The sequence below is a fragment of the Halalkalibacter suaedae genome, assembly GCF_017939705.1.
GTDB lineage: Bacteria > Bacillota > Bacilli > Bacillales > Bacillaceae_D > Halalkalibacter > Halalkalibacter suaedae.
This window is the reverse complement of record NZ_JAGKSQ010000001.1, coordinates 377,224-402,455: the sequence shown is the minus strand read 5'-3', so window position 1 is coordinate 402,455 and position 25,232 is coordinate 377,224. Positions and strand designations below refer to the sequence as shown.

Genomic DNA, 25,232 nt, shown 5'->3' with positions numbered 1-25,232 from the left:
TTTCCCTTCTTTTAGATCATTAAAACTTATGTATAATAGTATGTGGAAGGGGAGTAGAGAAAATGTATAAAGCAAAAGAGCCTATGTTTCTGTGGCTTTTGTTAATCTTACTAGCAATGGTCTATGGATCAATGCTAGATCATTCATATCAATGGTTTGCTTATGGTGTGGTATTCGTACTTCTTCTTGTAATTACAACCTCTTATAAGTTTATTCCTGAGCAGCAACAATTAACCTATCGAATTGTTATTTTAGGAAAAACAATTGTAAATCGTGTGCTAAGGGCTGAGGATATTAAGAAAATAACAGTCATTGCTATCGGTAGTCGAACAATTGTCTTGATCTATCCGAAATCTGGGATGAGAATTAAACTTCATCGCTTTGGACCTGATGGTTTAGAATCTGAGATAAGAGTGTTTGCTACTGCCCATCAGATCCCGGTCGAAGAACAAGGGAAATAATGTCCCAAACAATGGGTTTAGACAGATAGAATGAACTCTTGTATACTATTAGGAAGTACTAGAAAAGTAAGAATGGGGAGTGGTTTTTATGCCAACTGTGGAAAGCTTTGAATTAGACCATACGATTGTAAAGGCACCATTCGTTCGACCTTGTGGAACGATTCCTGTAGGTTCTGACGGTGAAGTTAATAAATTTGATATTCGTTTTTTTCAACCAAATAAGCAGGCGATGAAACCAGATGTTATTCATACAATGGAGCATCTACTTGCATTAAATATTCGTCATTTTGCTGAAGACTATGACCATTTCGATGTCATTGATTTGTCTCCAATGGGCTGTCAGACTGGTTTTTATTTGATCATGAGTGGGACACCAACAGTCGATGAGATTATTGATGTACTAGAAAAAACAATGAAGTACTCACTTGACATTACTGATGTACCTGCTGCTACAGAAAAGCAATGCGGCCAAGCGAAGCTTCATGACTTAGAAGGTGCAAAAAGGTTAATGAAGTACTGGCTTGAGCATGATAAAGAAACATTAAAGCAAATATTCGCTTAAAGTTAGAGGTCTTAATTGTTAGCATTCGCTAATGATTAAGACCTCTCTTACTTTCATTTGAATAGTTCAGTGGATGGGCGAATATCGGCTTTTAAGACTTTCTTCATTGTTTGTAGCGATTGATCGTTAATGTCAACTGTCTCCGAGGCAATACAATCTGATGGGATGATAAGCTTATATTCTCTCATATATGCATCATTTGCAGTGAACAAGACACACATGTTTCCAGTTACACCTGTTAGAATTAATGTATCAACCTTTAAATGAGTAAGTAATAAATCAAGTGGTGTCGCAAAAAATCCCGAGAATTGCGGTTTTAGAATAAAGTAATCCTCCTTATTAGGACACATCATTTTAGCAATGGGTTGACCAAGGACAGGTTGTTCAACACAGTGAGAAACAAGATGCCTGAAATCAGATTGCCATTTCCCGTAATTATCATTAACATAAATGATCGGAATATTTTTAGCTTTGAGCTTCTCCTTTAAGATGGAAATTTGTTTACCTGCTTCGAGTGCAAATGGGTAGAGCTCTTTACCAGTAGAAAATTCAAAATCGTTGATCATATCAATCACTAAGAGTGCATATCGTGAATCTGATAAAGGCATGATAGGTATCATTCCTTTCGGGTTGAAAAATAGTGTAGAAAAGTAGCCTTTTTTTACTAAGAAAATTCAATTAAATTTCGTCTGATATGTTATGATGAACAAAATAAACAGATACCATACGTGTTTTTAAAGCGGAAGGGGATAGAGAGATGAATGATAAGATGATTGAAATTCTGCAAGTGATTGAAAGCAATGGGCGAATTCCTCTACCGACCCTTGCGAAAATGGTTGATATGACCGAAGATGAGGTAACGTCCATACTAAAAAAATTAGAGAATGACAAGATTATTCTTAGTTATTCAGCAGTGATTGATTGGAGTAAGGTTGAAAAGCAAGAGGGAGTAACTGCAGTGATTGATGTAAAAGTAACTCCTCAGCGTGGAGTTGGTTTCGACCAAGTAGCTGAACGAATCTATAGATTTCCTGAAGTGAAAGCATTATATCTCATGTCTGGGGCTTATGATCTATCTGTTGTGATTGAAGGGAATACAATGTCTGAAATTTCACGCTTTGTTTCAGAAAAGCTTTCAACAATTGATACGGTTATCTCAACAACGACACATTTTCAGTTGAAAAAGTATAAGCATGACGGTGTTGTGTTTGATCAAGGAGAAGAAGACCGTCGCATTGTGGTGACACCATGATTTCACAAACTAAGCAAAATTCTAGATTATCCAAGCGTGTACAATCAATTAAACCATCAGGAATTCGTCGTTTTTTTGATTTGGCCTCAAAGATGGAAAATATCATCTCTCTTGGTGTTGGGGAGCCTGATTTTATTACACCATGGAATACCCGGGAGGCGAGCATTTCCTCGCTTGAAAGAGGGTTTACTGCTTATTCAGCGAATGCGGGGTTGCTTGAATTACGTCGAGAAATTTCGTTATATATGGATAAGCGTTTCGCTGTTCAATATGATCCTGAAACCGAAGTACTTGTCACAGTAGGTGCAAGTGAGGCAATTGATATTGGTATGAGGGCAATTCTTGATGAAGGCGATGAAGTCATTGTCGTTGAACCGAGCTTTGTTTCCTATGCACCTCTAGTTGAAATGGCAGGCGGAGTGCCTGTTTCGGTCGGAACATCGATTGAAAATGATTTCAAGGTGTCCGCATCGGCAATTGAAAAAGCAATTACAAATCGAACAAAAGCGATTATGCTCTGTTTTCCTAATAATCCTACAGGCTCAACGATGAATCATAAAGAGCTTCAAGATCTTGTCTCTGTGATTGAACGTCATGATCTTCTCGTTTTTTCTGATGAAATTTATGCGGAGTTAACATATGATGAAAAGCATGTTAGCTTTGCTTCGTTACCGAAAATGAGGGATAGAACGATATTAATTCAAGGATTCTCAAAAGCGTTTGCGATGACGGGATGGCGATTAGGATTCGTAATGGCACCACCAGATTTGTTAGCGGCAATGCTAAAGATTCATCAATATAGCCTAATGTGTGCACCGACCATGGCACAATATGGGGCTCTTGAAGCATTAAGAAGTGGCTTAGATGAAGTGGAACGTATGAAACAGTCCTATAAACAACGTCGAAACTATATCGTGAAGTCATTTGCAGAAATTGGCTTAACATGCCATACTCCAGGTGGGGCATTCTATGCGTTTCCATCAATTGAAAGAACGGGCTTATCATCTGAACAATTTGCAGAAAAGCTTCTGTTAGAAGAAAGAGTAGCTGTTGTTCCTGGTTCGGTTTTTGGTCAGGGTGGGGAAGGGCATATTCGTTGTTCCTATGCGACCTCAATGGATAACTTAGAACAATCAATTGAAAGGATTTCAAGATTATTGAAATCATTTTAATGGGGATAATAATAAGGGTGTCTCAAAACCAATACCTTTTGAGACACCCTTTGTAATGTTCAATCTAACTTAATACAAAAAAGAGTGTCCCAAACAGCGTTGGGACACTTAAATAATTTATCTCGTAGGGGGATACGATTGTAATACCCATTATGGACAAATGTTTTGAAACTATACATAAATTTTAGAAAAAAATTAAAATTTGTTTTCATTTGAAAAAAAAGATAAGATTTCAAGCATAGAAGATTTTGAAGGAAGAGGGATAGTATGAATGATTCTTTTACGTTCGACCAATTGCCAACTACACTAGCAACTGTATTAGCAGAACAGGGGCTTACCGAACCAACGGATATACAAAAGAAAATGATTCCAGAAGCATTAAATGGCCAGAGTATTATTGCACGATCACAAACAGGAACAGGGAAAACATTAGCCTTTTTATTGCCTGCTCTTGCAAAGGTTGATCCGGAGAAAAAAGGATTACAAGTCATGATTCTCGCACCAACACAGGAACTAGCAATGCAGGTTGTCGAGGTGGCAAAAGGGTTAACAAAAAATGCACCAATTGAAATTGGTTCTTTTATCGGTGGGGCTAATGTAAAGCGTCAAATTGAAAAATTGAAAAAACAGAAGCCGCAGCTTGCAATTGGAACACCTGGACGAATGTTAGAACTAATTGAATTAAAGAAGCTGAAACTTCATGAGGTGTCAGTAGTCGCTGTAGATGAGGCTGATCGAATGATGGCTGAACAATCTTCATGGGAAGCGACGATGCAAATTGCTAAAAGAGCTGGACGAGATACACAGTATTTATTTGTTTCAGCGACAATTCCTCCTAAGTTTGCTGATCAAGTTGCCGATGTTGCTCCTTTTGTCGTTGAAATGGCAGCAGAGGGTGGTGTCCTTCAAACGAAGAATGTTGATCATCTTTTTATCCGAGTCGAAACAAGAAATAAAATTGATACTGCTAGAAAGATCATTCATGCAGAGGAGATTAAACGTGGGATTGTTTTCGTTAATCAGTTGGACAAGTTGAACGAAACAGCAGAGAAGTTTTCTTATAGAGGGATTAAGTCGTTAGCTTTGTCGTCAGACCAATCAAAGCTTGAACGTGAAAAAGCATTACAACTATTTCGAAAGGGAGACATTCAAATTCTGATCGCAACCGATGTTGCAGCAAGAGGCTTGGATGTCGACGATGTTTCACATATTATTCAGTTGGATGCAGCAACAAGCCCAGATAGTTATGTTCATCGTGCTGGACGAACAGGGAGAATGGGGAAAAACGGAAGAGTCATTACATTAGTCGACCAAATTAACGAATATAAGCTTGTGAAATACAAAAGAGAGTTAAATATTTCGTTAGATGAGGTCGAATTGTCTCATGGGAAACTTGAAAAGAGATAAGTTTTTTTCTATTTCTAGCAATAGTTAATAAAAATAAGTTAAATGGGTAAGAAGCTTTTTTGCTTAAAGTGATATATTGTGTTAAAATTAAAAGGTTAAAAATTATCTAGGAGATGTATATGTATGTCAAATTATGAAGTAGGCACGATTGTAGAAGGAAAAGTTACAGGTATCAAGCCTTTTGGTGCGTTTGTAGCAATTGATGAAAAGAAACAAGGACTAGTCCATATCTCAGAAGTGGCACATGGCTTTGTTAAGGACATCAATGATGTACTTAAAGTCGGCGACGAAGTAAAGGTTAAAATCATGAATGTTGAGGAGGGTTCTGGTAAGATTTCACTTTCAATTCGTGCAACTCAGGAAGCACCTGAGCGTCCTGCACGTCCAGCTAGCAAACCACGTCCAGCTGGTGGTGGCGGCGGTAACTTCAATAACCGTAAGCCTGCACAACAAAAAGCTCCACAGCAAGGATTCAACACGTTAGAAGATAAGCTTAAAGAGTGGTTGAAGCAATCTAACGAAATTCAAGCTGATCTTAACAAGAGAGCGAAGAAGTAAGAATAAGAACAGGGGCGGAAGCGCCCCTGTTTTTTCTTTTCTTAAAAAAGGATCTGATTCGTTTCGAATCAGATCCTTTCCTTTTTATTAACGCTGTGGTTCAGGGGCTCTCTCAAGCTCCTCACTTGGTTTGAAAAGAATGGAGATACAGTATAGACCAGCTAAACCAACAAGGGCATAAATTACGCGTGAGAATGCTGCTGCTTGACCACCGAAGATAGCCGCAACTAGATCAAAACGGAAGAAACCAATTAGGCCCCAGTTGATCGCACCAATTATCGCAAGAACTAATGCTGTACGTTGAATACCGCTCACATCATTCACCTCCAACATTTGTAATGTACACAACAAAATGAAATGCCGTGTCTCACTGTATAGAATAAGGAGTTAACCGAAATTTATTCGTGATCACAAGTGTCAATCGTTTACAATTGATATGAATTTGGCGATAATGGTGATGAAAGAAAGGGAGGAATCGAAAATGAATCCATTTGTATTTCATAATCCAACAAAGTTGATTTTTGGTAAAGGCCAAAATGAGCAATTAGCAGATCAAGTGAAGCAGTATGCTAAGCACGTATTACTCGTGTATGGTGGAGGCAGTATTAAAAAGAATGGGCTATACGACTTTGTCCTAACCCAATTAAAAGAGGCTGGAGTTAAGATTACTGAACTTGCTGGCGTTGAGCCTAATCCGCGTCTTACTACAGTACATAAAGGAATCCAACTGTGCAAAGAGGAAGAAATCGATCTTGTATTAGCAGTTGGTGGTGGCAGTGTTATCGATGCGTCAAAAGCAATCGCAGTCGGAGCTAAGTTCGATGGTGATATTTGGGATATTATTAAAAAGAAGCAGCAACCAACTGGGGCTCTTCCACTTGGAACAGTTCTCACGCTTGCAGCAACTGGTTCTGAGATGAATGCTGGTTCTGTTATTACTAACTGGGAGACGAATGAGAAGTTAGGTTGGGGTAGTCCTTTCTCTTTTCCTACATTTTCCATTCTAGATCCGGCAAATACGGTAAGTGTTCCAAGAGATCAAACGGTATATGGGATTGTTGATATGATGAGTCATGTCATTGAAGCCTATTTCCACAAATCTGAAAACACAGAGCTTCAAGACCGAATGATGGAATCCATCCTTTTGACTGTAATGGAAGCAGGTCCAAAGCTTCTTGATGATCTTGAAAATGAAGACCTTCGTGAAACGATTCTATATTGTGGAACAATGGCATTAAATGGTGTGACACAAATGGGCTTGCATGGCGACTGGGCAACGCATAATATTGAGCATGCTGTTTCAGCAGTATATGATATTCCACATGCAGGAGGACTAGCAATTCTCTTTCCACATACATTACGCTATGCATTAGATGAGAAAATAAGCAGACACGTCAAATTAGCGACAAGAGTATTAGGTGTTGATCCAACTGGGAAATCGGATAAGGAAGTTGCACTTGAAGGAATTGAAAAGCTTTCAGCATTCTGGACATCTCTTGGAGCACCAAATCGCTTAGTCGACTATGATATTGATAACAGCCAAATTGATCGCATGGCAGAGCTTGCTTCAAATCGTGGACCATTTGGAAACTTTAAGAAACTCGACGAGGCAGATGTACGTGAAATTTTAAAGGCTGCACTTTAAAAACTTGAGGCTGTCTAAAAAATAAAAAATAGTAGTAGTAAATGGCACTGTTTGCTACGAGCCATGAGAGGAGAGAAGCGCTTCTCTCATGGCTTTTAATACATTTTTATAATCAACCATTGCTTAAAGTTCTGTCCGAAAATTTCGACAATAACTTTTAAAACAACCCCTTTTTTCGTTAATAGCTTGATTCTTCGGCTTTCATTCGATAAAGTGAAAAAGAGAGAATAAATTTTAGGAGGATTATAGAAAATGACTAAAGTACAATTTGATTATTCAAAAGCACTTACTTTCTTCAATCAACATGAAATTGATTATCTACAGGGTGCTGTAAAAGAAGCTCATGAAGCATTACATAATGGAACTGGGGCAGGAAGCGACTATCTAGGATGGATCGACCTACCGAAAAATTATGATAAAGAAGAATTTGCACGTATTCAAGCATCAGCTGAAAAGATCAAAAATGATACGGATGTATTACTAGTAATTGGTATCGGTGGTTCTTATTTAGGTGCACGTGCGGCTCTTGAAGCACTAAATGATTCCTTCTACAATATTCAATCAAAAGAAGCTCGTAAAACACCACAAATTTTCTTTGTTGGACAAAATATTAGCTCAACCTATGTAAAGGACTTACTTGCACTGATCGAAGGCAAGGATGTATCTGTTAATGTTATTTCAAAGTCTGGAACAACAACAGAACCTGCGATTGCATTCCGTATCTTCCGTGACTACCTTGAAAAGAAATATGGACAAGAAGAAGCACGCAAGCGTATTTATGCAACTACAGACCGTGAAAAGGGTGCTCTTAAGACGCTAGCAAATGAAGAAGGCTATGAGACGTTCGTTGTTCCTGATGATGTTGGTGGACGTTACTCTGTGTTAACTGCTGTTGGTCTATTACCAATTGCAGTAAGTGGATTAGACATTGAAGCAATGATGAAAGGTGCAGCAGATGCGAGTGAAGATTTCAACAATCCGAATCTTGCAGAAAATGAAGCGTACCAATATGCTGCTGTCCGTAATGCACTTTATAACAAAGGTAAAACAATTGAACTTATGGTCAATTATGAGCCATCATTGCATTTTGTTTCTGAATGGTGGAAGCAATTATACGGTGAAAGTGAAGGGAAAGATGGAAAAGGAATTTTCCCAGCATCTGTCGACTTCTCAACAGATCTTCATTCAATGGGACAATACGTTCAAGATGGACGTCGTGATCTATTTGAAACTGTCATTCAAGTGGACAAGGTCCGTGAAGAAGTGAAAATTGAGGAAGCTTCTAGTGACTTAGATGGATTAAACTATCTAGCTGGTGAAACAATGGACTTCGTTAACAAAAAGGCATTCCAAGGTACATTACTTGCACATACTGATGGCGGGGTTCCGAATTTAATTGTGACGGTTCCAGAATTGAATGAATACCACTTCGGCTATCTTGTCTATTTCTTCGAGAAGGCTTGCGGAATTAGTGGGTATTTACTTGGTGTTAATCCATTTGATCAACCGGGAGTAGAAGCATATAAGACAAATATGTTCGCATTGCTTGGTAAGCCTGGATTCGAAAAAGAGAAGGAAGAGCTTGAAGCTCGTTTAAAATAAACTGATGTAGATGCTTAAAAGTCATTAGGACTTTTAAGCATCTTTTTTTCATAGCGATCATTAATCCAGGGAACGATAAGAGCAAGATAACCTTGGAAGGGATTGGTGACTATATGATTGCTGTTCAATCAAAAATTGAGGGAAAACAATTTAATTTAAAGGTCTTAGAAGATAAATTGAAACCATTAGGCTATAGCATTGGTGGTGGATGGGAGTATGATCATGGTTGCTTTGATTACAAAATCGACCAGGGAGATCAGCAAGGCTACACTTTTTTACGTGTCCCATTTAGGGCAGTAGATGGAGAATTGGATCAACGTGGGGTATCTGTTGAAATTGGCCAGCCCTATTTACTAAATCATAAATATCAAGAAGGCTTAGATGATAATCCTGATGTTTTTAATGGACTAATAAGCATGAATATAAATAGTTCATTTAATCAATTTACAGAGCCAGTTGAGAAGGATGGCTCTATTGATTCAAAATATATACCGACAGCACAAAGCTTAATTCAAGAATTGGAAATGACTTTGTTATCATAAATGATTTCAAACAAAGGCCATTGGAAAAAGGTTAAAACCTTCCAACGGCCTTTAGCTTAAATTAAGAATTTTTTTATAGTCCGTCATCCTCAAAACGTTTTAAATCATTTTTATGACCAATCACAATAAGGATATCATTTTGTTCAATAACGTCATCCGGGTATGGAGAGATATTCATTTCCTCCCCACGTTTGATTGCTAAAATAGTACAGCCATATTTTGCACGAATATCTAATGCAATGATCGATTGGTTAGCAATTTTATTTGTTGCAATCAGTTCGACAATACTGTATTCACTAGACAGTTCAATATAATCAATAATTTTTTCAGAGGTTAAATGCTGAGCAATGCGGATCCCCATATCATATTCAGGATGAATAATCCGGTCAGCCCCAATTTTATCAAGCACTTTGTGATGGTACGTGTTCTGGGCTTTTACCCATACTTGAGGCACTTCTAGTTCTTTTAATAACAATGTGCACAGAATACTAGATTGAATGTTATCTCCAATCGCAACAACAACATGTTCGAAATTACGAAGTCCTAGATTCTTTAAGACTTTCTCATCTGTTGCATCAGCAATGACTGCATGTGTTGATGAACTAACAAATTCATTAACTTTATCCTCGTTTGTATCAATCGCTAATACTTCATGTCCCATTCGATATAGCTCTTTACAAACAGAACTGCCAAATCGACCTAAACCAATAACTGCAAATTGTTTTTTCATAAAAGACTCCTTCAGTTTTCAGAGAGTGCGGATTACTATGGCTAATTTACTCCTTTTGTTTACGTTAGTCAATGGTTAAGATATCACCTTTTTATACGTTTTTTCATCACAAATAATATATAATTTTGCATCAACAGGGATTCGGTCATTTAGTCGTCGGATAATCGAAAGATCTTCGTGATCGGCTATAAGATTAGCTCCTTGGGTCTTTAGTGCAGTGAAGGCATCATCGTAAATAACCCAATCCGGTCTCTTCGGGATTTCCCATATATCATCGCCACGATGGCGAGTCAGTAACTGCATAAACAATCTAGTTGACCCGTTATAGATCGCTGACTGTGCCATTAATTCAGAGAAAACTTCATTCGAAACGATAAATTCGTCGACATTTGCATGCTTGAAATTTGGAATATGCTTTTCTTTTAAGATTTCTGCAATCGTGTAGATGGGGTGATTATTCTCGCTTGCATAATTTTCAATTGCTGAAGCGATTAATAACGTCTTCCCATCGGCTTCGATCGCATCATTTATCGGCTCTGCTGCGAAAATGCAAACAGAGGTCGCCTGAAGAATATTCGCTTTTTTCAAGGTGTCAGGCGTTGTCGGATCACCCTGAATATAGTGCACACGAGCATGAATATAGGGAGAGGTTGATTGCTTGTCAATAATAACAATATCGCTATGCTCTTTAGCGATTAAGAGCTCCTGGGTCGTTTTCTTCGCTTTGGACGACCAACCAACAACAATAAAATGATCTTTTCCGTTGTAACTCAAACGACCTTCCTCCTTTAATTTATGATACGTACTAAAAGAGTCGACAATTTTCCCGATCAAAACCCCGACAATAGCAATACCGACTAAATATAAAATGATACCAAAAATTCTCCCTGCCACCGTCACAGGAGCATAATCACCGAAACCTACTGTTGTTACGGTTGTCATTACCCACCAAAAACCAATAAAAAGTGTTGGGAATGTTTCTGGTTCTATTAGATGAATAATGAGAGAACTTATTACGAAGATGAATATTGCAGCAAGGATTAATGTGTAATTTCGTATTCTTACAACTTTCTGGATGACCTCAAACATAGGAAAACCCCCAATCTCTTTCGCTACTCAGTATAGCCATTCTATTGCCTGATCAATCTTAATTCTGGTAAGATAGCATGAAGAAATAAGACTGGAGATAAAAGAATGTCAATTATTATTTTTGCTTTTTCTATTTTCTGTGGTTGGTTAATTTTTGACGTAGTGAAGCACCGAAAGCTAAATATTAAAATGATTCTAAGCTCTTTCGTTATTAGCGTCATTGCTGGTGTGGCTTGGTGGCTGCTTGACCTTATTTTATAATGACGGAAGGACTTGCAGCTTTCCAAAGGAAATCGTATAATAGAACTTGTCATCAGTTAAGATTGATTATGGTTTCAGGTGATTTATATTAAATCGGGGCCATAGCTCAGCTGGGAGAGCGTCGCGCTGGCAGTGCGAAGGTCAGGGGTTCGAGCCCCCTTGGCTCCACCAACCATAAGGGTTTTAACGTATTTTCTATTTTCTAGAAATACGTTTTTTTATTTGTGGAGTAAATTGAAATGGTTACATAAAAAGTGAATTGCACATTGTGATCACATATTTTGAATAGATCCTTTTTTACTACCTTGTTGTAAAACGATGATCCAAAGTTATTGGCTATTTCCTCTTGAAAATTAGGTATTATGTGTGCGTATGTCTCTATGAGGGTTCGTACGTCATGGCCAAGTCCTTCGGCAACGGTTTAGGATTAGCACTGTTCATATTCATAGCTTCTGTGTTTAACTAAGTACCTCTGCAGGTGGAGTGTTGGAACATGAAATTAATGGGTGAGGAACAAGGGGTAAAACCTTTTATTTTAGTAAAGTATTAGCTTCCAGTAGTTGCTGTCACAGAAATGATCCAAGCGACTACATAAGCGACTTTTCGTTCCGTTTCTTCACTTCTATAATGAAAATAGAGGTACTAGGATTTTCCTAATACCTCTATTATTTTGATTTAATTCTGATTTAATTTAAAGAACATTCTTGCTGCTATAATAAAACAAATAATACTTAAAGCATACAAAAGTAAAGATCCTAAATTCATCATACCTACAGCAGTTAACAAGGAAAATACTCCAAGGAATACAAGAGCAGGTACTAATCCTTTGTTATCTTTTTTTGACTGCTTACTTTTAATATACATAATTAGTATTAATACCGCTGATAGAGTCAATGTAGTAAGAGAAACATAGTTATACCACTCCATACTATCCCCTCGTATTTCTATTGTGAATTTATTAAATGATCTGCTGCACAAGCAGCAAGACAAACTGAGCTAAATCCTAAAGCGGCTCCAAGACACATTAAGCAACCTGTTTTGCATGCAGTAGCTACCATTAAACCCACAGTGACAGGAAACAGGAATTCCCATCCATTCTGAGAAGCTAGCCCACGATAAAAGTTATACACCTCCGTTATTTCGATTTTCCTGATATTCTTTTGCAATAATAAATGACTCATCAGTTAATTACTTTGAGGTGTCACGTGTGATAGATAGAATTACTAGTTCGAGTGTCATTCAATTAAGTGGAGTTAAATAGGTAAATAAAGCTTGTTAAATATAAGTATACTGTATCAAGAGTTTAGAGGGTAACAAAAGCATTGAGAAATTTAGTTATGAAAAGGGAGAATGTACAGTACTTCTAAAAAGGGGTCGGGACAAATATGAGGATGGGAAATAAGTAAAGTGTCTAGCTGAAACACCGAACAAAGCAATCACGTAGCGGATGAAATATACGTAGACTCCTGCGGGATGATAAAGAGGCCACTGAAAAAGTCCCTTTGGGCAGGTTCGAGGAAGCAGCAATGGCTCCACACGTTGCACGCCTTCTATGAGAAACCCACTCATAGCAGGCTTAAGACAATGCAACGGTTTCGCTCATTGCTTAAAAGGCCACTAAAGAAAGGTGAAGATCACACCTTTTTCAGTGGCCTCATGATAAAGCCAAGGATGAGACCCCACAGGCGTAGCGTGATGCGGCTCAGCGGCTTCCCGCGGAAAGCGTAGTATATTTCAGTAGCGGTTAACGTCCACCAACTACCATTGTTCGGATTTTCTATTAGTTAAATCACTTTTGTCCCAACCTCTTTAATTATATCCCGGCCTCTTTTTAATGCCTAGACATTTCTCTGAATAGAGGCAAGTGTACTAAAGTGTGGTTTGAGAGAAGAATAGAGTTCTCGGTACACTTTATACAGCTCGCTGTATGTGTTGTGGTTCACACTATTTGGTTTGTATGTTTGATTCATTGGAATTGAATCTTTGATAGCCGCTAGAGATGGTACCTCATTTAATGCATACAACCCGAACCAGGCTGCACCCCAGGCTGAACTTTGATGACTAACGGGTACTTGAATCTCTTGTCCGAATATATCTGATAAGATCTGTAGCCATAATGAAGAACGGGCAAATCCTCCACTTGCAAAAAGATTAACAGGTTTGCCGGCCAATCGTTCCAATGTTTCACCGATGCTGAAAAGACTATAAATGACTCCCTCTAAGCCAGCTCGAATCATGTGAGGCTTTTGATGAGTGAGGGTTAGTCCAATATAACTCCCACGTGCATCGGCATCCCAGTAAGGGGCTCTTTCTCCATTTAGAAACGGTAGAAACAGAAGACCCTCTGATCCAGGATTTACGTTTTGAGCAAGGGTTGTCAGGAGGTCATAAGCATTTCCTCCAGAATCGAATGCCTGTTGAATTTCTACTTCACCTAGGACATTTTTCAACCATTGAAAAACAATCCCACCGTTATTTGTTGGGCCTCCCATGATCCATAATTCTTTTGTCACTCCATAACAAAATACCTCTTGTAGAGAATCTGTTTGAGGCTTAGATGTCATTTGCCTAATCGCACCACTTGTGCCAATCGTAATGGCAACATCCCCAGGTTCAATTGCACCAATTCCCATATTTGCAAGAGGTCCGTCACTTGAACCAATTACGAATGGAAGATCATCTGGAAGTTGAAACTTTTCTGCTAAAGTAGATGTGAGTCCTTGGCAAATGGTTGTTGGTGGGACAGGTTCTGATAATTGCTCTTTTGTAATCCCGACTAGAGCAAGAGCTTCTTCCTCCCATTCAAATGTATGGATATTAAAAAAACCACTTGCTGAAGCAATCGCGTAGTCAACGATGTATTGATCAAACCATCTATAAATTAAAAATTCTTTAATAGAAATGAACTTTGCTGCTTTTAGATAGGGTTGATAATTTGTTTCTTTCATCCACATTAACTTACTTAATGGAGACATTGGATGAATAGGGGTACCAGTTTTTAAATAAATACGTTCACCAACTGTCTCCTTGATGTGATTGGCCTGTGTAGCACTTCTACCATCGGCCCAGGTGATAGATGGAGAGATGGGTTCATGTTGATTATTCATACAGATTAAAGAGTGCATGGCACTAGAAATACCTACACAAATAATCTCATTTTTGTTTATCCCGCTTTTTTCGATCGTACCTGAAATAGCGGCAATGGCAGCTTGTTCGATTTCGTACGGGTCTTGTTCAACCCATGAAGGGTTTGGGTGATAAACTGGGTATGCGTTTTCATTTTCAGCTACCACTAAACCATTTCTTTCAAACAACACAGCTTTCGCACTAGTTGTCCCAATATCTAAGCCAATTACATAATTTTTGGTAGTCATTATAATTATCCATCCTCTCGTCATTAAACACGTTTAAGAGAAATTATCATTCTAAAAAAAGACTGACTCAGAAGGTGTTGCACCTTTTGAGTCATTCACTGCATGAATTCACTACCCTGTAAACACTTCACCGTCAGGATAGCGAATGCTAGACTTTTGCGTTTTGGCTAATGAGAAGGCTAGTGTTAAAGGACCAATCCGACCAATGAACATTAACACGATGATGATTTCTTTTCCTAAAGATGTAAGGTCAGCAGTTAACCCCATAGACAATCCGACTGTACCAAATGCAGAAAAAACCTCGAAAATAATCATCAAAAATGGAGCGTTTTCTGTTATAGACAATGCAAAGATTGTTAGAAAGATAACCATTAAGCTCATAATTACAATCGCCAATGAACGAATGATAATTTGATTTTTGATCGTTCGGTTAAAAATCACTGTTTCGTTACGCCCTTTTAAAAATGTAATAACGGCCATAACAATGACAATAAAGGTTGTAAGCTTAATCCCACTCCCAGTTGATGCACTACCTGCACCAATAAACATCAATAGTAACATAAAAACAATCGAACCATCAGTCATGCTTCCGATATCTAATGAATTAAAGCCTGCTGTTCTAGTGGTAACTGCTTGGAAATAAGAAGCCCAAAGCTTGTCGTGGAAGTTCAGTGCTCCAAGTGTAGATGGATTAGAATATTCTAATGAGAAAATGACTAGCATTGCAACGGTATTAATGACGAAAGTTCCGATCAGCATCAATTTCGTATGCAATGATAATTGATGAAAATATTTTGTGCGCCATAAATCGGATAAGACAGTGAAGCCTATTCCTCCAAGTATAAATAGCAAAGAAATAACAATATTAACAACAGGGTCTCCAACATATCGCATTAAATTATCTGGCCATAATGAAAAGCCCGCGTTATTAAATGAAGAAACAGCATGGAAAATACTCGTATAAATCCCATATCCCCATCCATACTCTGGAACCCAACGTATTGCAAGCAATATAACCGCAATCGCTTCAATTGAAAAAGCAAAAATAAATAAAATTTTAACTAGTCGTATCACCCCACCAATTGAAGTTTGATTAAGTGCCTCCTGCATCAAAATCCGTTCTTTTAATCCAATTTTCTTTCCTAAAACTACAATAATTAAAACTGCAAACGTCATTAAGCCAAGTCCACCTATTTGAATTAAGATCAAAATGACAATTTGGCCAAAAATAGTGAAAATCGTGCCAGTGTCAACAACAGCCAGACCAGTTACGGTTGTTGCAGATGTAGCTGTAAACAGAGCGTCTACCCAGCTAATTGGCTCGGTTGTTGAAAAAGGTAACATGAGCAAAACAGTGCCTAAAAGGATAGCAGTTAAAAAACTTATAGCCAAAATTTGTGGTGGAGACATTTGGATTTGCTTATGCAAGAATCCCTTTTTAATACTTGACATGATTCCGCTCTTTTCTTATTAGTAGTTTCTTCATCTGAAGTTCCTCCGATTTTGGAGTTTCCTAGTTTAATTGATTTGAATAGAATTTACTCCTGTTTATTTCAATTGTCAATAAGTCAATTTATCTCCTTCATAAACACTTAAATAACATCAATATAGAAGGGTTATTGTGGTATGAATCTACTTAAAAAAATGAAGAAATGAGACTATAGTATTGTTATAATAGGATGGTGCTAAATTGCAGTAGATTATCTTACATTTGTCAGAAGGGAGTGATACGAAATAAATGGTTTAGAACCGCTATTATTAAATATTCTTTTTCTTATTGTTTTTTTACTATTTATTCCTATTTTATATGAACTACATGCTCACAAATTCTCAACGAAAACGAAAAAATTGATCTATCTCCTCTCATCGGTACTAGCAATTATTAGCTGTATCTCTTTTCCGATTACAATTATGAATGGATATCTATTTGATCTAAGATTAGTCGCCTTAACTATTGGTGGATTATATGGGGGAATACCGGTAGCTATCTTATTGACGTTGGTAACAGTTGCTTTTCGGTTTATGATTGGAGGTTCGGGTGCCTTTGCAACGGTGATTGTTGTTACCATTTTACTAATTATCCTCAGTGGATTTACTGCTTATTTCAGTGAGTCTTCACTTAAGCGGAAAGTTTTAATTGGAAGTTGTCTTTCGGTTCTGGCTTTGATCATTGCCTTAGTAAATTCAACAATTATCTTTGGAGCTTCTTTTTCCAATTTATTCATTTTAATACATATCGTATTAACCCTTAGCATTTCAAGTTTAATCATCTATCTTTATGAAGTTTTTCAAGATAATTTGGTTATTAGTAAGAGGATTATAAAAGCTGAGAAGATGGAAGTTGTTAGTCATTTAGCATCCTCTGTCTCCCACGAAGTCCGTAATCCATTAACGGTTGTAAGAGGATTTCTGCAATTAATGCAGCAGCAAGACATCCCTTTAGATCAAAGAGAGAAATTTCTAGCAATTTCAATAAGTGAAATCGACCGAGCTAATGACATTATTCGCAATTATTTAACATTCGCCAAGCCATCTCCTGAAAATAATGAAGAAATTAATGTAAAAGAAGAGGTTGAAGCAATAATAGAAATCATCACACCACTAGCAAATATGAACGGAGTCGAAATAGTTAAACAAATCGACCATTTCATGATCTATGGCGAGAAACAAATGTTTCAGCAATGCTTAATTAATATTACGAAAAATTGCATTGAAGCAATGCCAGAAAAGGGAAAGCTAGTTATAAAAACAAAATCAGAGGAAAATGGACTGGTATTGGTTATTTCTGATAATGGGAAAGGCATGACAGAGGAGCAGCTATCTAGATTGGGTGAGCCTTATTTTACAACGAAGGGTAGAGAAGGGACCGGTTTAGGAATGCTTACTGTCATTAAGATAATTGAGTTACTTAATGGGAAATTAAACGTCACGAGCAAGGTGAATGAGGGTACGAATTTTTATATTCATTTACCAATATCAGAATCTCCTAAAACATTATAGATTTGTTTAGCTTCAGTAGAAATCTATATTTGAAACGAAAGTGAAAACAAGCCTAGGGCAAAACGAAAGTGTCTAACTGAGATACCGAACAAAGCAATTACGTAGCGGATGAAATATACGTAGACTCCTGCGGGATGAAAAAGCCAAGGGTGAGACCCCACAGGCGTAGCCGAGGAGGCTCACCGGCTTCCCGCGGAAAGCGAAGTATATTTCAGGAGCGGCTTACGTTCGCCAACAAACATTGCAGGATTTTCTATTAGTAAATTCATTTTTGTCCTAGTCTCTTTCAATTTAGCTGGATAGAATCAGAAAACTACATAAAAAGCACGTGATTGAGCCGAATATGCTTAAACCTACATATAGATATAGCTTCTTCCATTGCTTTTGTTGATAAAGCATGGCTGCTTCTACACTAAAGGAAGAAAATGTTGTGAAAGCACCAAAAAAGCCAAGCCCGAAAACTAAAAAGAAAGGATCTGTATATGTACCTCGGGGGATTTCTCCATAAAATTGACCATAGAATACTCCTAATCCTAATGAACCTAAAAGATTTACAGACAACATTGCGATAGGGATGAATGATATTGGCGATTTTTTCACAAGAGCTAAGCCGATTAGGTAGCGAGCAATCGCACCGATGGCTCCACCCATAGCGAGTAAAAAATAGTTCATTCTGTCCCCTCCTTTTTAATCAACCTTCTTTTAGCAATTAATGTTCCGACACTAAAACCAACTATCGCTAAAAGAATCCCGCCAAACATTGATAGCGATAGATAGATTGCCGAATGAATAGGTGAAAAGGCATTGAATAAGAATGTCGTATCTGCAGCGAGGGTAGACATTGTTGTAAACCCACCACATAACCCAACACCAAGTCCAAGCTTCACCCATTCTTTTGGTATATAAAAAGCAAACAGTGCTGTTAAAAAGCCTAATACGAAACTACCTGTAATATTTTCAATAAGGGTACCTAAAGGGTATCCTGTTTCCAATGTAGCTACATTTAGGGAATAACGACCAATGGTCCCAATAGAAGCACCGATTCCAATAGATAAGATGTTTTTTGATAATCCCCTCATAGAAAATTCCACCTTTCACTTACATGCTAAATTGTATCATTACTAATTAGGCTCCTTACATGAAATTTCACTTGTTCACGATAAATTTTTAGAGATGATTTTGATACTAATGCTCGGTCTAACAAACAAATGCCGTCCATATAGTAGTAAAAAAGGAGGGTGTTCTATGGCAATTAAACGCTGTGCTGATTGTGGTAGTTTAGACGTTACGGCAACTAATGGAAAGGAATGTCCATATTGTGAGTGTTTGCGGTGTGCCTCCTGTGTAGAGACCCAAGCAACGCTTTACTCATGGAATGGCTGTGCGAAATGTTGTCTTGATTACAGAAAATTAGTGCATCAGTGACTATGAAAAAAATTATGATCATACAAAAAAACAAGCTTTCTTCTAATGCTTGTTTTTTTGTATGATCTTTTAGTTTGTAACGACCGCAGCGTTAAATGATTAAGGTTCGCTTTACTTCCGTAAGATCCTGTCATTATAATGAACTTGAGTATAGAAGGTATCGGAACTGTGAAGAAGGTGGCGATGTAGGTGAGTCATTCAAATGTGACAGGAAGTTTCCAATGGATGAAAACAATAAATAAATCAAATATTTTAAATATGATTCGAACGTATGGTCCGATTTCAAGATCAGAAATAGCGAAAAAGACTAAATTAACCCCTCCGACAATCACAAATATTGTAAGTGAACTAATCGAGTCTAACCTAGTTCGAGAAAGTGAAATTGGAATTTCAAAGGGTGGGAGAAAGCCAATATTATTAACAATTAATGCTGAACATTCATTTATCATTGGGATTGATGTTGGTGGCCATCATGTACGAGCAATTATGGCAGACTTGAATGCTGAAATCGTTGTGCAGCATCGAACATCCTTACCTGATAATTTAACAAATGATTATCTACTTCAAGCACTAATAGAGGTTGTTCAAACGATAATAAATAAGGCGAATGTATCTAAAGAAAAAATTATAGGAATTGGTGTTGGGATGCACGGTATTGTTAATTATCAAGAAGGTATTGCCGTGTTTGCTCCTAATTTTCATTTAAGTGACGTTCCGATTAAGTCATTTTTAGAAGATGTCTTTCAACTACCAACTTATGTTGAAAATGATGCTAGGGCTTTGGCCTTAGGGGAAACATGGTTTGGTCATGGTCAAGGGATAGAGAATGTCGTGTGTGTTAATGTAGGGATTGGGATCGGTGCAGGGATTGTCATTAATAATAGGCTTTTTCACGGTCAACATAATATTGCTGGTGAAATTGGCCATATGATAGTGGATATTAATGGAGTGGAATGCTCATGCGGTAGTTATGGATGCTTACAAACAATGGCTGGTGGACGGTCGCTACGTGATAGAGTCATCAAAGAAATTTCACTTGGTAGAAAGACGCTTATTGTAAATAAAGTGAAGAACGATCTAACTAAAATTACGGGTGCTCTGATTCATGAGTGTGCAATTGAAGGCGATGCCTTGTCAACCGAGGTCCTTAAAGAAGTAGGAAGTTTTCTAGGGATAGGGGTGACTAATCTAATCAATCTAATTAATCCAACGAAAGTGATTATTGGTGGAGGGGTTTCTAAGGCAGAGAACTATATTTTGGAACCATTAAGTGCTGTTGTAAAACAGCGTGCCCTTACACCCAAGGCTAGAGAAACAGAGATTGTCTTATCAAAGCTAGGGGATAATGGAACCGTTATTGGAGCAGTTACTCTTGTCCTACAGAATGTATTTAGTCCGAACTTGGAAAAATGATCCATTAGACTCATTTATTTTTTAAGGAAGAAGACTTTCTTTCCTACAAGATGATAAATATGTAGTATGATAGAACGAACAAAGCTTTATTAATAAAGCTTTATTTATAAAAGGTGGGTAAAAAGATGTCAGAGCGTAAAAAAACAGACCAAGAGATTTTAAATAGTCTTGTTGAAAGTGCACCTTTTTTTCAAGCTGCATCGAGAGACGCGATTGCTATTTCTATTTGCGATCATGATAAATGGTTATTGCAACTAAATCATCCAGAGCTTGAATTGCCTAACAAAGCCGGAGACCCAGTATCTAAAAAGGATGATGTGATCCAGGGTGCATTAAGAGGGAAGGGCGGTATGGGGAGACCACCTTATGAAGTATATGGTATTCACTTTTTTGGTAAGACAACACCAATCATGAATGAAGGTCGAGTTATTGGTGCAATGGGGATGGCTTATAATATTGAAGTCATACTGAAGATTGAGGAAAGTATAGAGAAGTTAAATGAGATTGCTGCTAAAATTAAGATAATGGTTGACGAAATTATTGCTCAAGCCAATAAACTTTCTGCTTCACAAACCAAGCTCTTTGAATTTTCAGAAGTTGCTAGAAGTAATTCAGATGAGATTGATGCGATTCTTGAAAGCATAAAAGGAATCTCTAGACAGTCCAATATCCTCGGACTAAATGCGAGTATTGAAGCCTCACGTGCAGGAGCTGCAGGAAAGGGTTTTACGGTTGTTGCAAATGAAATCCGCAATTTAGCTAAAGATACTTCGGACTCATCAGATAAGATAAATGAATCCATTATCAATATTAAAGATAATATTTCTGAAATAGTAAAAGGTATTTCACAAATGCAAGATTTAAGTAAACAGCAGTTAGATTTAATTGACTCCATTGAGAGTACACTAGAGGATCTATACGATATTATTCGATTAATTAATGATTGTATTAGAGTGTTAGGATAATTTTAAAATCATGATATCTAAATAAAGAGGGATGATCGTGCAGGTTTTTGTGGCCAGGCAGCCTATTTTAACTAGTAATGAAGAGGTATATGCGTATGAGCTTTTATACCGTAGTAGCGATCAAAATGTTTTCAATGAAATTGATGGTGATTCAGCAACGAAGAGTGTGTTAATAAATAGTTTTCTGACAATAGGGTACGAACAATTGTCAGAAGGGAAACCTTGCTTTATTAATTTTACTGAGAATCTACTTAAAGAAGGTTTAGTTACTTATTTCCCACCAGAAATGATTGTTGTCGAGATCCTTGAAAATATTGAGATTACTCAAGAAATTGTTGATATTTGCCGAGAATTAAAAGGGTTGGGCTATCAATTGGCTTTAGATGATTTCGTCTTCAATGAACAATCTCTTTTGCTTTTTGATTTGCTTGAAGTGATCGATATCATTAAAATTGATGTTCGTACAACTAGTCGCGAAAAACAACAATTTATTATTAGAAACCTAAAACCTTTTCATGTGATCTTTTTGGCAGAGAAGGTCGAGACAAGGGAAGAGTATGAGGCTTGTTTAGAAGATGGATACACGTATTTTCAAGGGTATTTTTTTAGTAAACCGGTAATCGTTGCCTCAGAGGATATACCAGTCTATAATAGCGTATTTGTTGAGAGCCTCTACGAATTGTCTAAACAAGAGCCTGATCTGCATGCATTGGCTACAATTATCGAACATGATGTTTCGCTTTCATATAAATTAATTAAATTGATTAATTCACCAGCATTCAAATTAACGACGACGATTAATTCAGTAAAACAAGCAATTGTTCTACTTGGCTTTGATGAAATAAGAAAGTGGATATATTTATTAGCGTTTACTGAAGCAAGTGCTTTAAATATGAACAAGCTTAATGAGACGACTAAGTTATGTTTAACAAGAGCAAAGGCATGTGAGTTAATTGCCTTTGAGAGTAATAAGAACCACGATGCGTCTTCGTATTTTTTGACAGGAATGTTCTCATTAATGGATACTTTGCTCAATCGGTCACTCCTGGTAATTATCAGTGATTTGCCTTTAGATCAGAAAATTAAAGAGGCTCTTTTAGGACTAGAAAACGAATATAAGGATGCATTAGATACAGTATTAGCAATTGAAAATGCTGATTGGGATCTTATTGAGAAATATTCAAGAAAGATAAATATTGATCAGAATAAGTTATTTTCGATTCATGCGGATTCAATATTGTGGTCACAAACATTTATTCGCTCGTTTTCGTAAACAATAGTTAGTTATATTTTCTATAAAAGTTCTACTGAGGTAATACCTTGGCAGAACTTTATTTATGTATAAAAGTCAAATATCTATAGTATAAAGTGAATTAAGATAAAGTCGGATATTGACGATTAATGAGCCTAAAGATATAGTATTAACTATCTACATAAATCCAGACTAATAGTTTCAATGACCTATTTTGAAAGCGGATACAAATGAGAGGTATTGATTGAGTCAGAAAAATGAATAGTTCAAGGGGCGATTATGATGGGGATGCGATCAAAAAAGGTGAAGAACGCCAATCAAAAGATGAAGCGAAATCCTTTTAGAATCAACAGCAAAACAGAAAATGAAAACAAAAAAGGTAGATTTGGTTTTTTATTAAAAGGCAAGGAGAATAAGGTAGAGGGTAACAAGGAAGGAAAGAAACGAATAACATTAAAGTCAAAGCTAATCATTTTTTTCATTTTATTTAGTCTTATACCAAGTGTTATTGTTGGTAATCTTGTCTATCTAATATCGAAAGAAACGATCTTTGACAAAACAACGGCGATGACAGAGGAAATTGCAGGACAAGTAACATATGGTGTTAATAAAGTTCTTCAAGAAGTTGAAAATGTGTCAATGTTGCCATTTTCTAATCAAGGTCTTATTGATATTTTGACGCGGGATTATAGTGAGGTCGAAGAATATGAATTGCTAATGGCACAAAAAGAAGCCGCAAAATATTTAAATGGCTTAACCCTTTCTTATTCCAATGTGACAAACTTCTTCTTCGTAAAAAATGATGGTACCATTTTTGGAAATAAGAACTCAGAGTTTAGTGTAGATGAGTTTATTGCTAATGATTTTACTACATTAAGTGAAGAAGCTAACACAGAAAAGGTTTTGTCTGGTTATCAAGATCATTTTGGCCATATGTATGTATTCAGAAAATTATCTAGTCAATCCGGAGAAAATGTTGGCTTTTTCTTCTTGAGTATGGAGGACACTGCTTTTAATGAAATATTTGACCAGTTCGATGAGGACTCAGGACAAAATATTTATATTACGAATACCAGTGGTCAAGTAATATCAAGTAATATACAAGAAGTAGTTGGGACAAGCTATTCAGCAATTAATACAGGAAATACGATTGAAACAATTACAGAGGGTGCAAGTGATTTGAATGTGAGTATAACAACTCCGGAATCATTTTTAATGAAGGAAATGGACAATCTTATCTATTTCGTTTACTTAGTAATAGCAATTTTCGTTATTCTATCTATTATCATAGGTTATTTCATTACAAAGAGTATTACGAAGCCTTTGAACATGATTGTTCAGCAAATGAAAGTGGCGGAGTCTGGCAACCTCAATGTTCATTCAGATTATCTATACCGAAATGAAATTGGTCAGTTGGGGCAAAGCTTTAATAAAATGGTAAATAACTTCAAAATAATTATCATGGAAAATAAAAAAGTATCTAAGTATGCAGTGGAAAACGCTCAAAACTTAAACAAAATCTCATCAGAATCTTCGCAAACCGCAGAACAAGTTGCGGTTGCTATTGAAGAGTTAGCAAAAGGTGCGGTTGAACAAGTGAATTTTTCAGATCATACGAATCAAGAAATGTCGCATCTGTCTATTGAGATAGATGAGGTTACGAAATATGTACAAAATGTTTCGGGTGCTACAGTAAAAACACAGGAGCTAAGTCGTCACTCGCTTGAATCAATGAACGAATTAACAGGTAAAAATCAAGAAGTAGGTGAAAACATCAAAAGTGTTGATCAGACAATTGTCAGGTTAAGCCAAGACGTTGCTGAAATTCGACATATCATCGAGTTGATTCGGAATATTAGTGATCAAACGAATCTATTGTCGCTAAATGCAAGTATTGAGGCGGCAAGAGCTGGAGGTTCATCAGGTCAAGGGTTTGCTGTTGTTGCGGCAGAAATACGCAAACTTGCTGAGAAATCAAAGCAATCAACGATTCAAATTGAAAAGGTGATTGCCAATATTTTAAATGTGACAGATGAGTCAGTTGAACTTGTTAACGAATCGATTGTTCTTTTTGATCAACAATCTAGTGCGATTAATACAACTAGGGAATCGTTCGTGAAAATTATTGACGACACAGATGGAATCATTACTAATATCCATGATATTGAAAGCTCGATTGGAAAGATAAATGCTACGAAGAATCGAGTTGAGGAAGCGATCGAAGAGATGGTGAAAGTGGCAGAGATTTCGTCTTCGACAACAGAGGAAGTCACGGCAACAACAGAGGAGCAAGCTGCAGCAGCCATTGAATTAGGTCAATTATCTAAGAATCTTGCTGAGACGATTCAGAGTCTCGAAAACCAAATAAATAAATTTAAACTATAGGATTTCTTATAAGGCTGGGTAAAATGGTGAAGCAACCATTTTGCTCAGCCTTTTGTATTTCTAATGGCTCGGTAATGGGAGGCGAGAGAAGTGTCTATGATATACTGAGGCTACTGAAAAAATGGTTATCATCTTTT

The 25,232-nt window shown here is 37.1% G+C and carries 24 protein-coding genes and 1 tRNA gene; 16 read left to right on the top strand and 9 right to left on the bottom strand.

The features are described from left to right. Positions 1-62: 62 nt before the first annotated feature. The gene (locus J7W16_RS01925) at positions 63-461 is read left to right on the top strand and encodes a hypothetical protein (protein WP_210595237.1); all 399 of its coding nucleotides are present in this window, start codon (positions 63-65) and stop codon (positions 459-461) included. Between the two features lie 88 nt (positions 462-549). Further along, complete coding sequence (locus J7W16_RS01920) at positions 550-1,023, top strand: S-ribosylhomocysteine lyase (protein WP_210595236.1); 474 nt, start codon at positions 550-552, stop codon at positions 1,021-1,023. Positions 1,024-1,076: 53 nt separating this feature from the next. On the opposite strand, the gene J7W16_RS01915 is transcribed toward J7W16_RS01920, so the two are convergent. Next, a complete protein-coding gene (locus tag J7W16_RS01915) occupies positions 1,077-1,631 on the bottom strand; it encodes a cysteine hydrolase family protein (RefSeq protein ID WP_210595235.1) in 555 nt (184 codons plus the stop codon). Between the two features lie 149 nt (positions 1,632-1,780). Between J7W16_RS01915 and J7W16_RS01910 the strand changes: the two genes are divergently transcribed. The 4 genes from J7W16_RS01910 (at position 1,781) to yugI (ending at position 5,412) form a co-directional block, all read left to right on the top strand. Next, positions 1,781-2,275 carry an Lrp/AsnC family transcriptional regulator gene (locus tag J7W16_RS01910; RefSeq protein WP_210595234.1) on the top strand — a complete coding sequence of 165 codons (495 nt, stop codon included), beginning with the start codon at positions 1,781-1,783 and terminating at the stop codon, positions 2,273-2,275. Then, on the top strand, positions 2,272-3,447 hold the full coding sequence (locus J7W16_RS01905) for an aminotransferase (protein ID WP_210595233.1): 1,176 nt from the start codon (positions 2,272-2,274) through the stop codon (positions 3,445-3,447). Before J7W16_RS01910 ends, J7W16_RS01905 begins: the two co-directional genes overlap by 4 nt. A gap of 267 nt (positions 3,448-3,714) precedes the next feature. Continuing rightward, the gene (locus tag J7W16_RS01900; protein WP_210595232.1) at positions 3,715-4,854 is read left to right on the top strand and encodes a DEAD/DEAH box helicase; all 1,140 of its coding nucleotides are present in this window, start codon (positions 3,715-3,717) and stop codon (positions 4,852-4,854) included. A gap of 123 nt (positions 4,855-4,977) precedes the next feature. After that, positions 4,978-5,412: a S1 domain-containing post-transcriptional regulator GSP13 gene (gene yugI / locus J7W16_RS01895; RefSeq protein ID WP_210595231.1), complete on the top strand. Its 435-nt coding sequence runs from the start codon at positions 4,978-4,980 to the stop codon at positions 5,410-5,412. Between the two features lie 87 nt (positions 5,413-5,499). Here the strand turns inward: yugI and J7W16_RS01890 are convergent, their stop codons facing one another. After that, positions 5,500-5,727 (bottom strand): DUF378 domain-containing protein, encoded by a 228-nt coding sequence (locus J7W16_RS01890; protein ID WP_210595230.1) that lies wholly within the window; start codon positions 5,725-5,727, stop codon positions 5,500-5,502. 166 nt (positions 5,728-5,893) lie between these two features. Here J7W16_RS01890 and J7W16_RS01885 point away from each other — a divergent pair, with 166 nt between their 5' ends. From J7W16_RS01885 to J7W16_RS01875, 3 genes are all read left to right on the top strand, one after another. Next, positions 5,894-7,057, top strand: coding sequence for an iron-containing alcohol dehydrogenase (locus tag J7W16_RS01885; RefSeq protein ID WP_210595229.1), 1,164 nt, complete (start codon positions 5,894-5,896; stop codon positions 7,055-7,057). A gap of 252 nt (positions 7,058-7,309) precedes the next feature. Beyond that, positions 7,310-8,659, top strand: a complete 1,350-nt coding sequence (locus J7W16_RS01880) for a glucose-6-phosphate isomerase (RefSeq protein ID WP_210595228.1) — start codon at positions 7,310-7,312, stop codon at positions 8,657-8,659. Between the two features lie 113 nt (positions 8,660-8,772). After that, positions 8,773-9,201 carry a YugN-like family protein gene (locus tag J7W16_RS01875; protein WP_210595903.1) on the top strand — a complete coding sequence of 143 codons (429 nt, stop codon included), beginning with the start codon at positions 8,773-8,775 and terminating at the stop codon, positions 9,199-9,201. Between the two features lie 73 nt (positions 9,202-9,274). On the opposite strand, the gene J7W16_RS01870 is transcribed toward J7W16_RS01875, so the two are convergent. Further along, positions 9,275-9,931 carry a potassium channel family protein gene (locus J7W16_RS01870; protein WP_210595227.1) on the bottom strand — a complete coding sequence of 219 codons (657 nt, stop codon included), beginning with the start codon at positions 9,929-9,931 and terminating at the stop codon, positions 9,275-9,277. A 75-nt stretch (positions 9,932-10,006) separates the two neighbouring features. Next, on the bottom strand, positions 10,007-11,020 hold the full coding sequence (locus J7W16_RS01865) for an ion channel (protein ID WP_210595226.1): 1,014 nt from the start codon (positions 11,018-11,020) through the stop codon (positions 10,007-10,009). A gap of 105 nt (positions 11,021-11,125) precedes the next feature. Between J7W16_RS01865 and J7W16_RS01860 the strand changes: the two genes are divergently transcribed. Continuing rightward, complete coding sequence (locus J7W16_RS01860; RefSeq protein ID WP_210595225.1) at positions 11,126-11,281, top strand: hypothetical protein; 156 nt, start codon at positions 11,126-11,128, stop codon at positions 11,279-11,281. 95 nt (positions 11,282-11,376) lie between these two features. Next, a tRNA-Ala gene (locus J7W16_RS01855) sits at positions 11,377-11,452 on the top strand. 504 nt (positions 11,453-11,956) lie between these two features. On the opposite strand, the gene J7W16_RS01850 is transcribed toward J7W16_RS01855, so the two are convergent. From J7W16_RS01850 to J7W16_RS01840, 3 genes are all read right to left on the bottom strand, one after another. Beyond that, entirely contained in the window at positions 11,957-12,208 is a 252-nt protein-coding gene (locus J7W16_RS01850; RefSeq protein ID WP_210595224.1) for a hypothetical protein, read from the bottom strand. A 911-nt stretch (positions 12,209-13,119) separates the two neighbouring features. Continuing rightward, a complete protein-coding gene (locus tag J7W16_RS01845) occupies positions 13,120-14,655 on the bottom strand; it encodes a gluconokinase (RefSeq protein WP_210595223.1) in 1,536 nt (511 codons plus the stop codon). Between the two features lie 111 nt (positions 14,656-14,766). Beyond that, on the bottom strand, positions 14,767-16,107 hold the full coding sequence (locus J7W16_RS01840; protein WP_210595222.1) for a TrkH family potassium uptake protein: 1,341 nt from the start codon (positions 16,105-16,107) through the stop codon (positions 14,767-14,769). 282 nt (positions 16,108-16,389) lie between these two features. Here J7W16_RS01840 and J7W16_RS22245 point away from each other — a divergent pair, with 282 nt between their 5' ends. Continuing rightward, positions 16,390-17,655, top strand: a complete 1,266-nt coding sequence (locus J7W16_RS22245; RefSeq protein ID WP_346726895.1) for an ATP-binding protein — start codon at positions 16,390-16,392, stop codon at positions 17,653-17,655. 291 nt (positions 17,656-17,946) lie between these two features. Here J7W16_RS22245 and crcB read toward each other — a convergent pair whose 3' ends face one another. Continuing rightward, the gene (crcB, locus tag J7W16_RS01830) at positions 17,947-18,327 is read right to left on the bottom strand and encodes a fluoride efflux transporter CrcB (RefSeq protein WP_210595220.1); all 381 of its coding nucleotides are present in this window, start codon (positions 18,325-18,327) and stop codon (positions 17,947-17,949) included. Further along, entirely contained in the window at positions 18,324-18,734 is a 411-nt protein-coding gene (locus J7W16_RS01825) for a fluoride efflux transporter FluC (RefSeq protein ID WP_210595219.1), read from the bottom strand. The genes crcB and J7W16_RS01825 overlap by 4 nt, the downstream gene beginning before the upstream one ends. A gap of 535 nt (positions 18,735-19,269) precedes the next feature. Here J7W16_RS01825 and J7W16_RS01820 point away from each other — a divergent pair. The 4 genes from J7W16_RS01820 to J7W16_RS22595 all read left to right on the top strand — a co-directional run bounded on the left by J7W16_RS01820 (position 19,270) and on the right by J7W16_RS22595 (position 25,095). Beyond that, on the top strand, positions 19,270-20,493 hold the full coding sequence (locus tag J7W16_RS01820; protein ID WP_346726888.1) for an ROK family transcriptional regulator: 1,224 nt from the start codon (positions 19,270-19,272) through the stop codon (positions 20,491-20,493). 125 nt (positions 20,494-20,618) lie between these two features. Continuing rightward, positions 20,619-21,458, top strand: coding sequence for a methyl-accepting chemotaxis protein (locus J7W16_RS01815; RefSeq protein WP_210595218.1), 840 nt, complete (start codon positions 20,619-20,621; stop codon positions 21,456-21,458). Between the two features lie 37 nt (positions 21,459-21,495). Continuing rightward, positions 21,496-22,731 (top strand): EAL and HDOD domain-containing protein, encoded by a 1,236-nt coding sequence (locus tag J7W16_RS01810; RefSeq protein WP_210595217.1) that lies wholly within the window; start codon positions 21,496-21,498, stop codon positions 22,729-22,731. A 261-nt stretch (positions 22,732-22,992) separates the two neighbouring features. Further along, positions 22,993-25,095, top strand: a complete 2,103-nt coding sequence (locus tag J7W16_RS22595) for a methyl-accepting chemotaxis protein (protein WP_210595216.1) — start codon at positions 22,993-22,995, stop codon at positions 25,093-25,095. Positions 25,096-25,232: the final 137 nt, after the last annotated feature.

Bases quoted from the DNA above. Each gene is read 5' to 3' on its own strand.
- J7W16_RS01925 (WP_210595237.1), top strand. From the start codon at position 63: ATGTATAAAGCAAAAGAGCCTATGTTTCTGTGGCTTTTGTTAATCTTA.
- J7W16_RS01920 (WP_210595236.1), top strand. From the start codon at position 550: ATGCCAACTGTGGAAAGCTTTGAATTAGACCATACGATTGTAAAGGCA.
- J7W16_RS01915 (WP_210595235.1), bottom strand. From the start codon at position 1,631: ATGCCTTTATCAGATTCACGATATGCACTCTTAGTGATTGATATGATC.
- J7W16_RS01910 (WP_210595234.1), top strand. From the start codon at position 1,781: ATGAATGATAAGATGATTGAAATTCTGCAAGTGATTGAAAGCAATGGG.
- J7W16_RS01905 (WP_210595233.1), top strand. From the start codon at position 2,272: ATGATTTCACAAACTAAGCAAAATTCTAGATTATCCAAGCGTGTACAA.
- J7W16_RS01900 (WP_210595232.1), top strand. From the start codon at position 3,715: ATGAATGATTCTTTTACGTTCGACCAATTGCCAACTACACTAGCAACT.
- yugI (WP_210595231.1), top strand. From the start codon at position 4,978: ATGTCAAATTATGAAGTAGGCACGATTGTAGAAGGAAAAGTTACAGGT.
- J7W16_RS01885 (WP_210595229.1), top strand. From the start codon at position 5,894: ATGAATCCATTTGTATTTCATAATCCAACAAAGTTGATTTTTGGTAAA.
- J7W16_RS01880 (WP_210595228.1), top strand. From the start codon at position 7,310: ATGACTAAAGTACAATTTGATTATTCAAAAGCACTTACTTTCTTCAAT.
- J7W16_RS01875 (WP_210595903.1), top strand. From the start codon at position 8,773: ATGATTGCTGTTCAATCAAAAATTGAGGGAAAACAATTTAATTTAAAG.
- J7W16_RS01870 (WP_210595227.1), bottom strand. From the start codon at position 9,931: ATGAAAAAACAATTTGCAGTTATTGGTTTAGGTCGATTTGGCAGTTCT.
- J7W16_RS01865 (WP_210595226.1), bottom strand. From the start codon at position 11,020: ATGTTTGAGGTCATCCAGAAAGTTGTAAGAATACGAAATTACACATTA.
- J7W16_RS01860 (WP_210595225.1), top strand. From the start codon at position 11,126: ATGTCAATTATTATTTTTGCTTTTTCTATTTTCTGTGGTTGGTTAATT.
- J7W16_RS01850 (WP_210595224.1), bottom strand. From the start codon at position 12,208: ATGGAGTGGTATAACTATGTTTCTCTTACTACATTGACTCTATCAGCG.
- J7W16_RS01845 (WP_210595223.1), bottom strand. From the start codon at position 14,655: ATGACTACCAAAAATTATGTAATTGGCTTAGATATTGGGACAACTAGT.
- J7W16_RS01840 (WP_210595222.1), bottom strand. From the start codon at position 16,107: ATGTCAAGTATTAAAAAGGGATTCTTGCATAAGCAAATCCAAATGTCT.
- crcB (WP_210595220.1), bottom strand. From the start codon at position 18,327: ATGAACTATTTTTTACTCGCTATGGGTGGAGCCATCGGTGCGATTGCT.
- J7W16_RS01825 (WP_210595219.1), bottom strand. From the start codon at position 18,734: ATGAGGGGATTATCAAAAAACATCTTATCTATTGGAATCGGTGCTTCT.
- J7W16_RS01815 (WP_210595218.1), top strand. From the start codon at position 20,619: ATGTCAGAGCGTAAAAAAACAGACCAAGAGATTTTAAATAGTCTTGTT.
- J7W16_RS22595 (WP_210595216.1), top strand. From the start codon at position 22,993: ATGGGGATGCGATCAAAAAAGGTGAAGAACGCCAATCAAAAGATGAAG.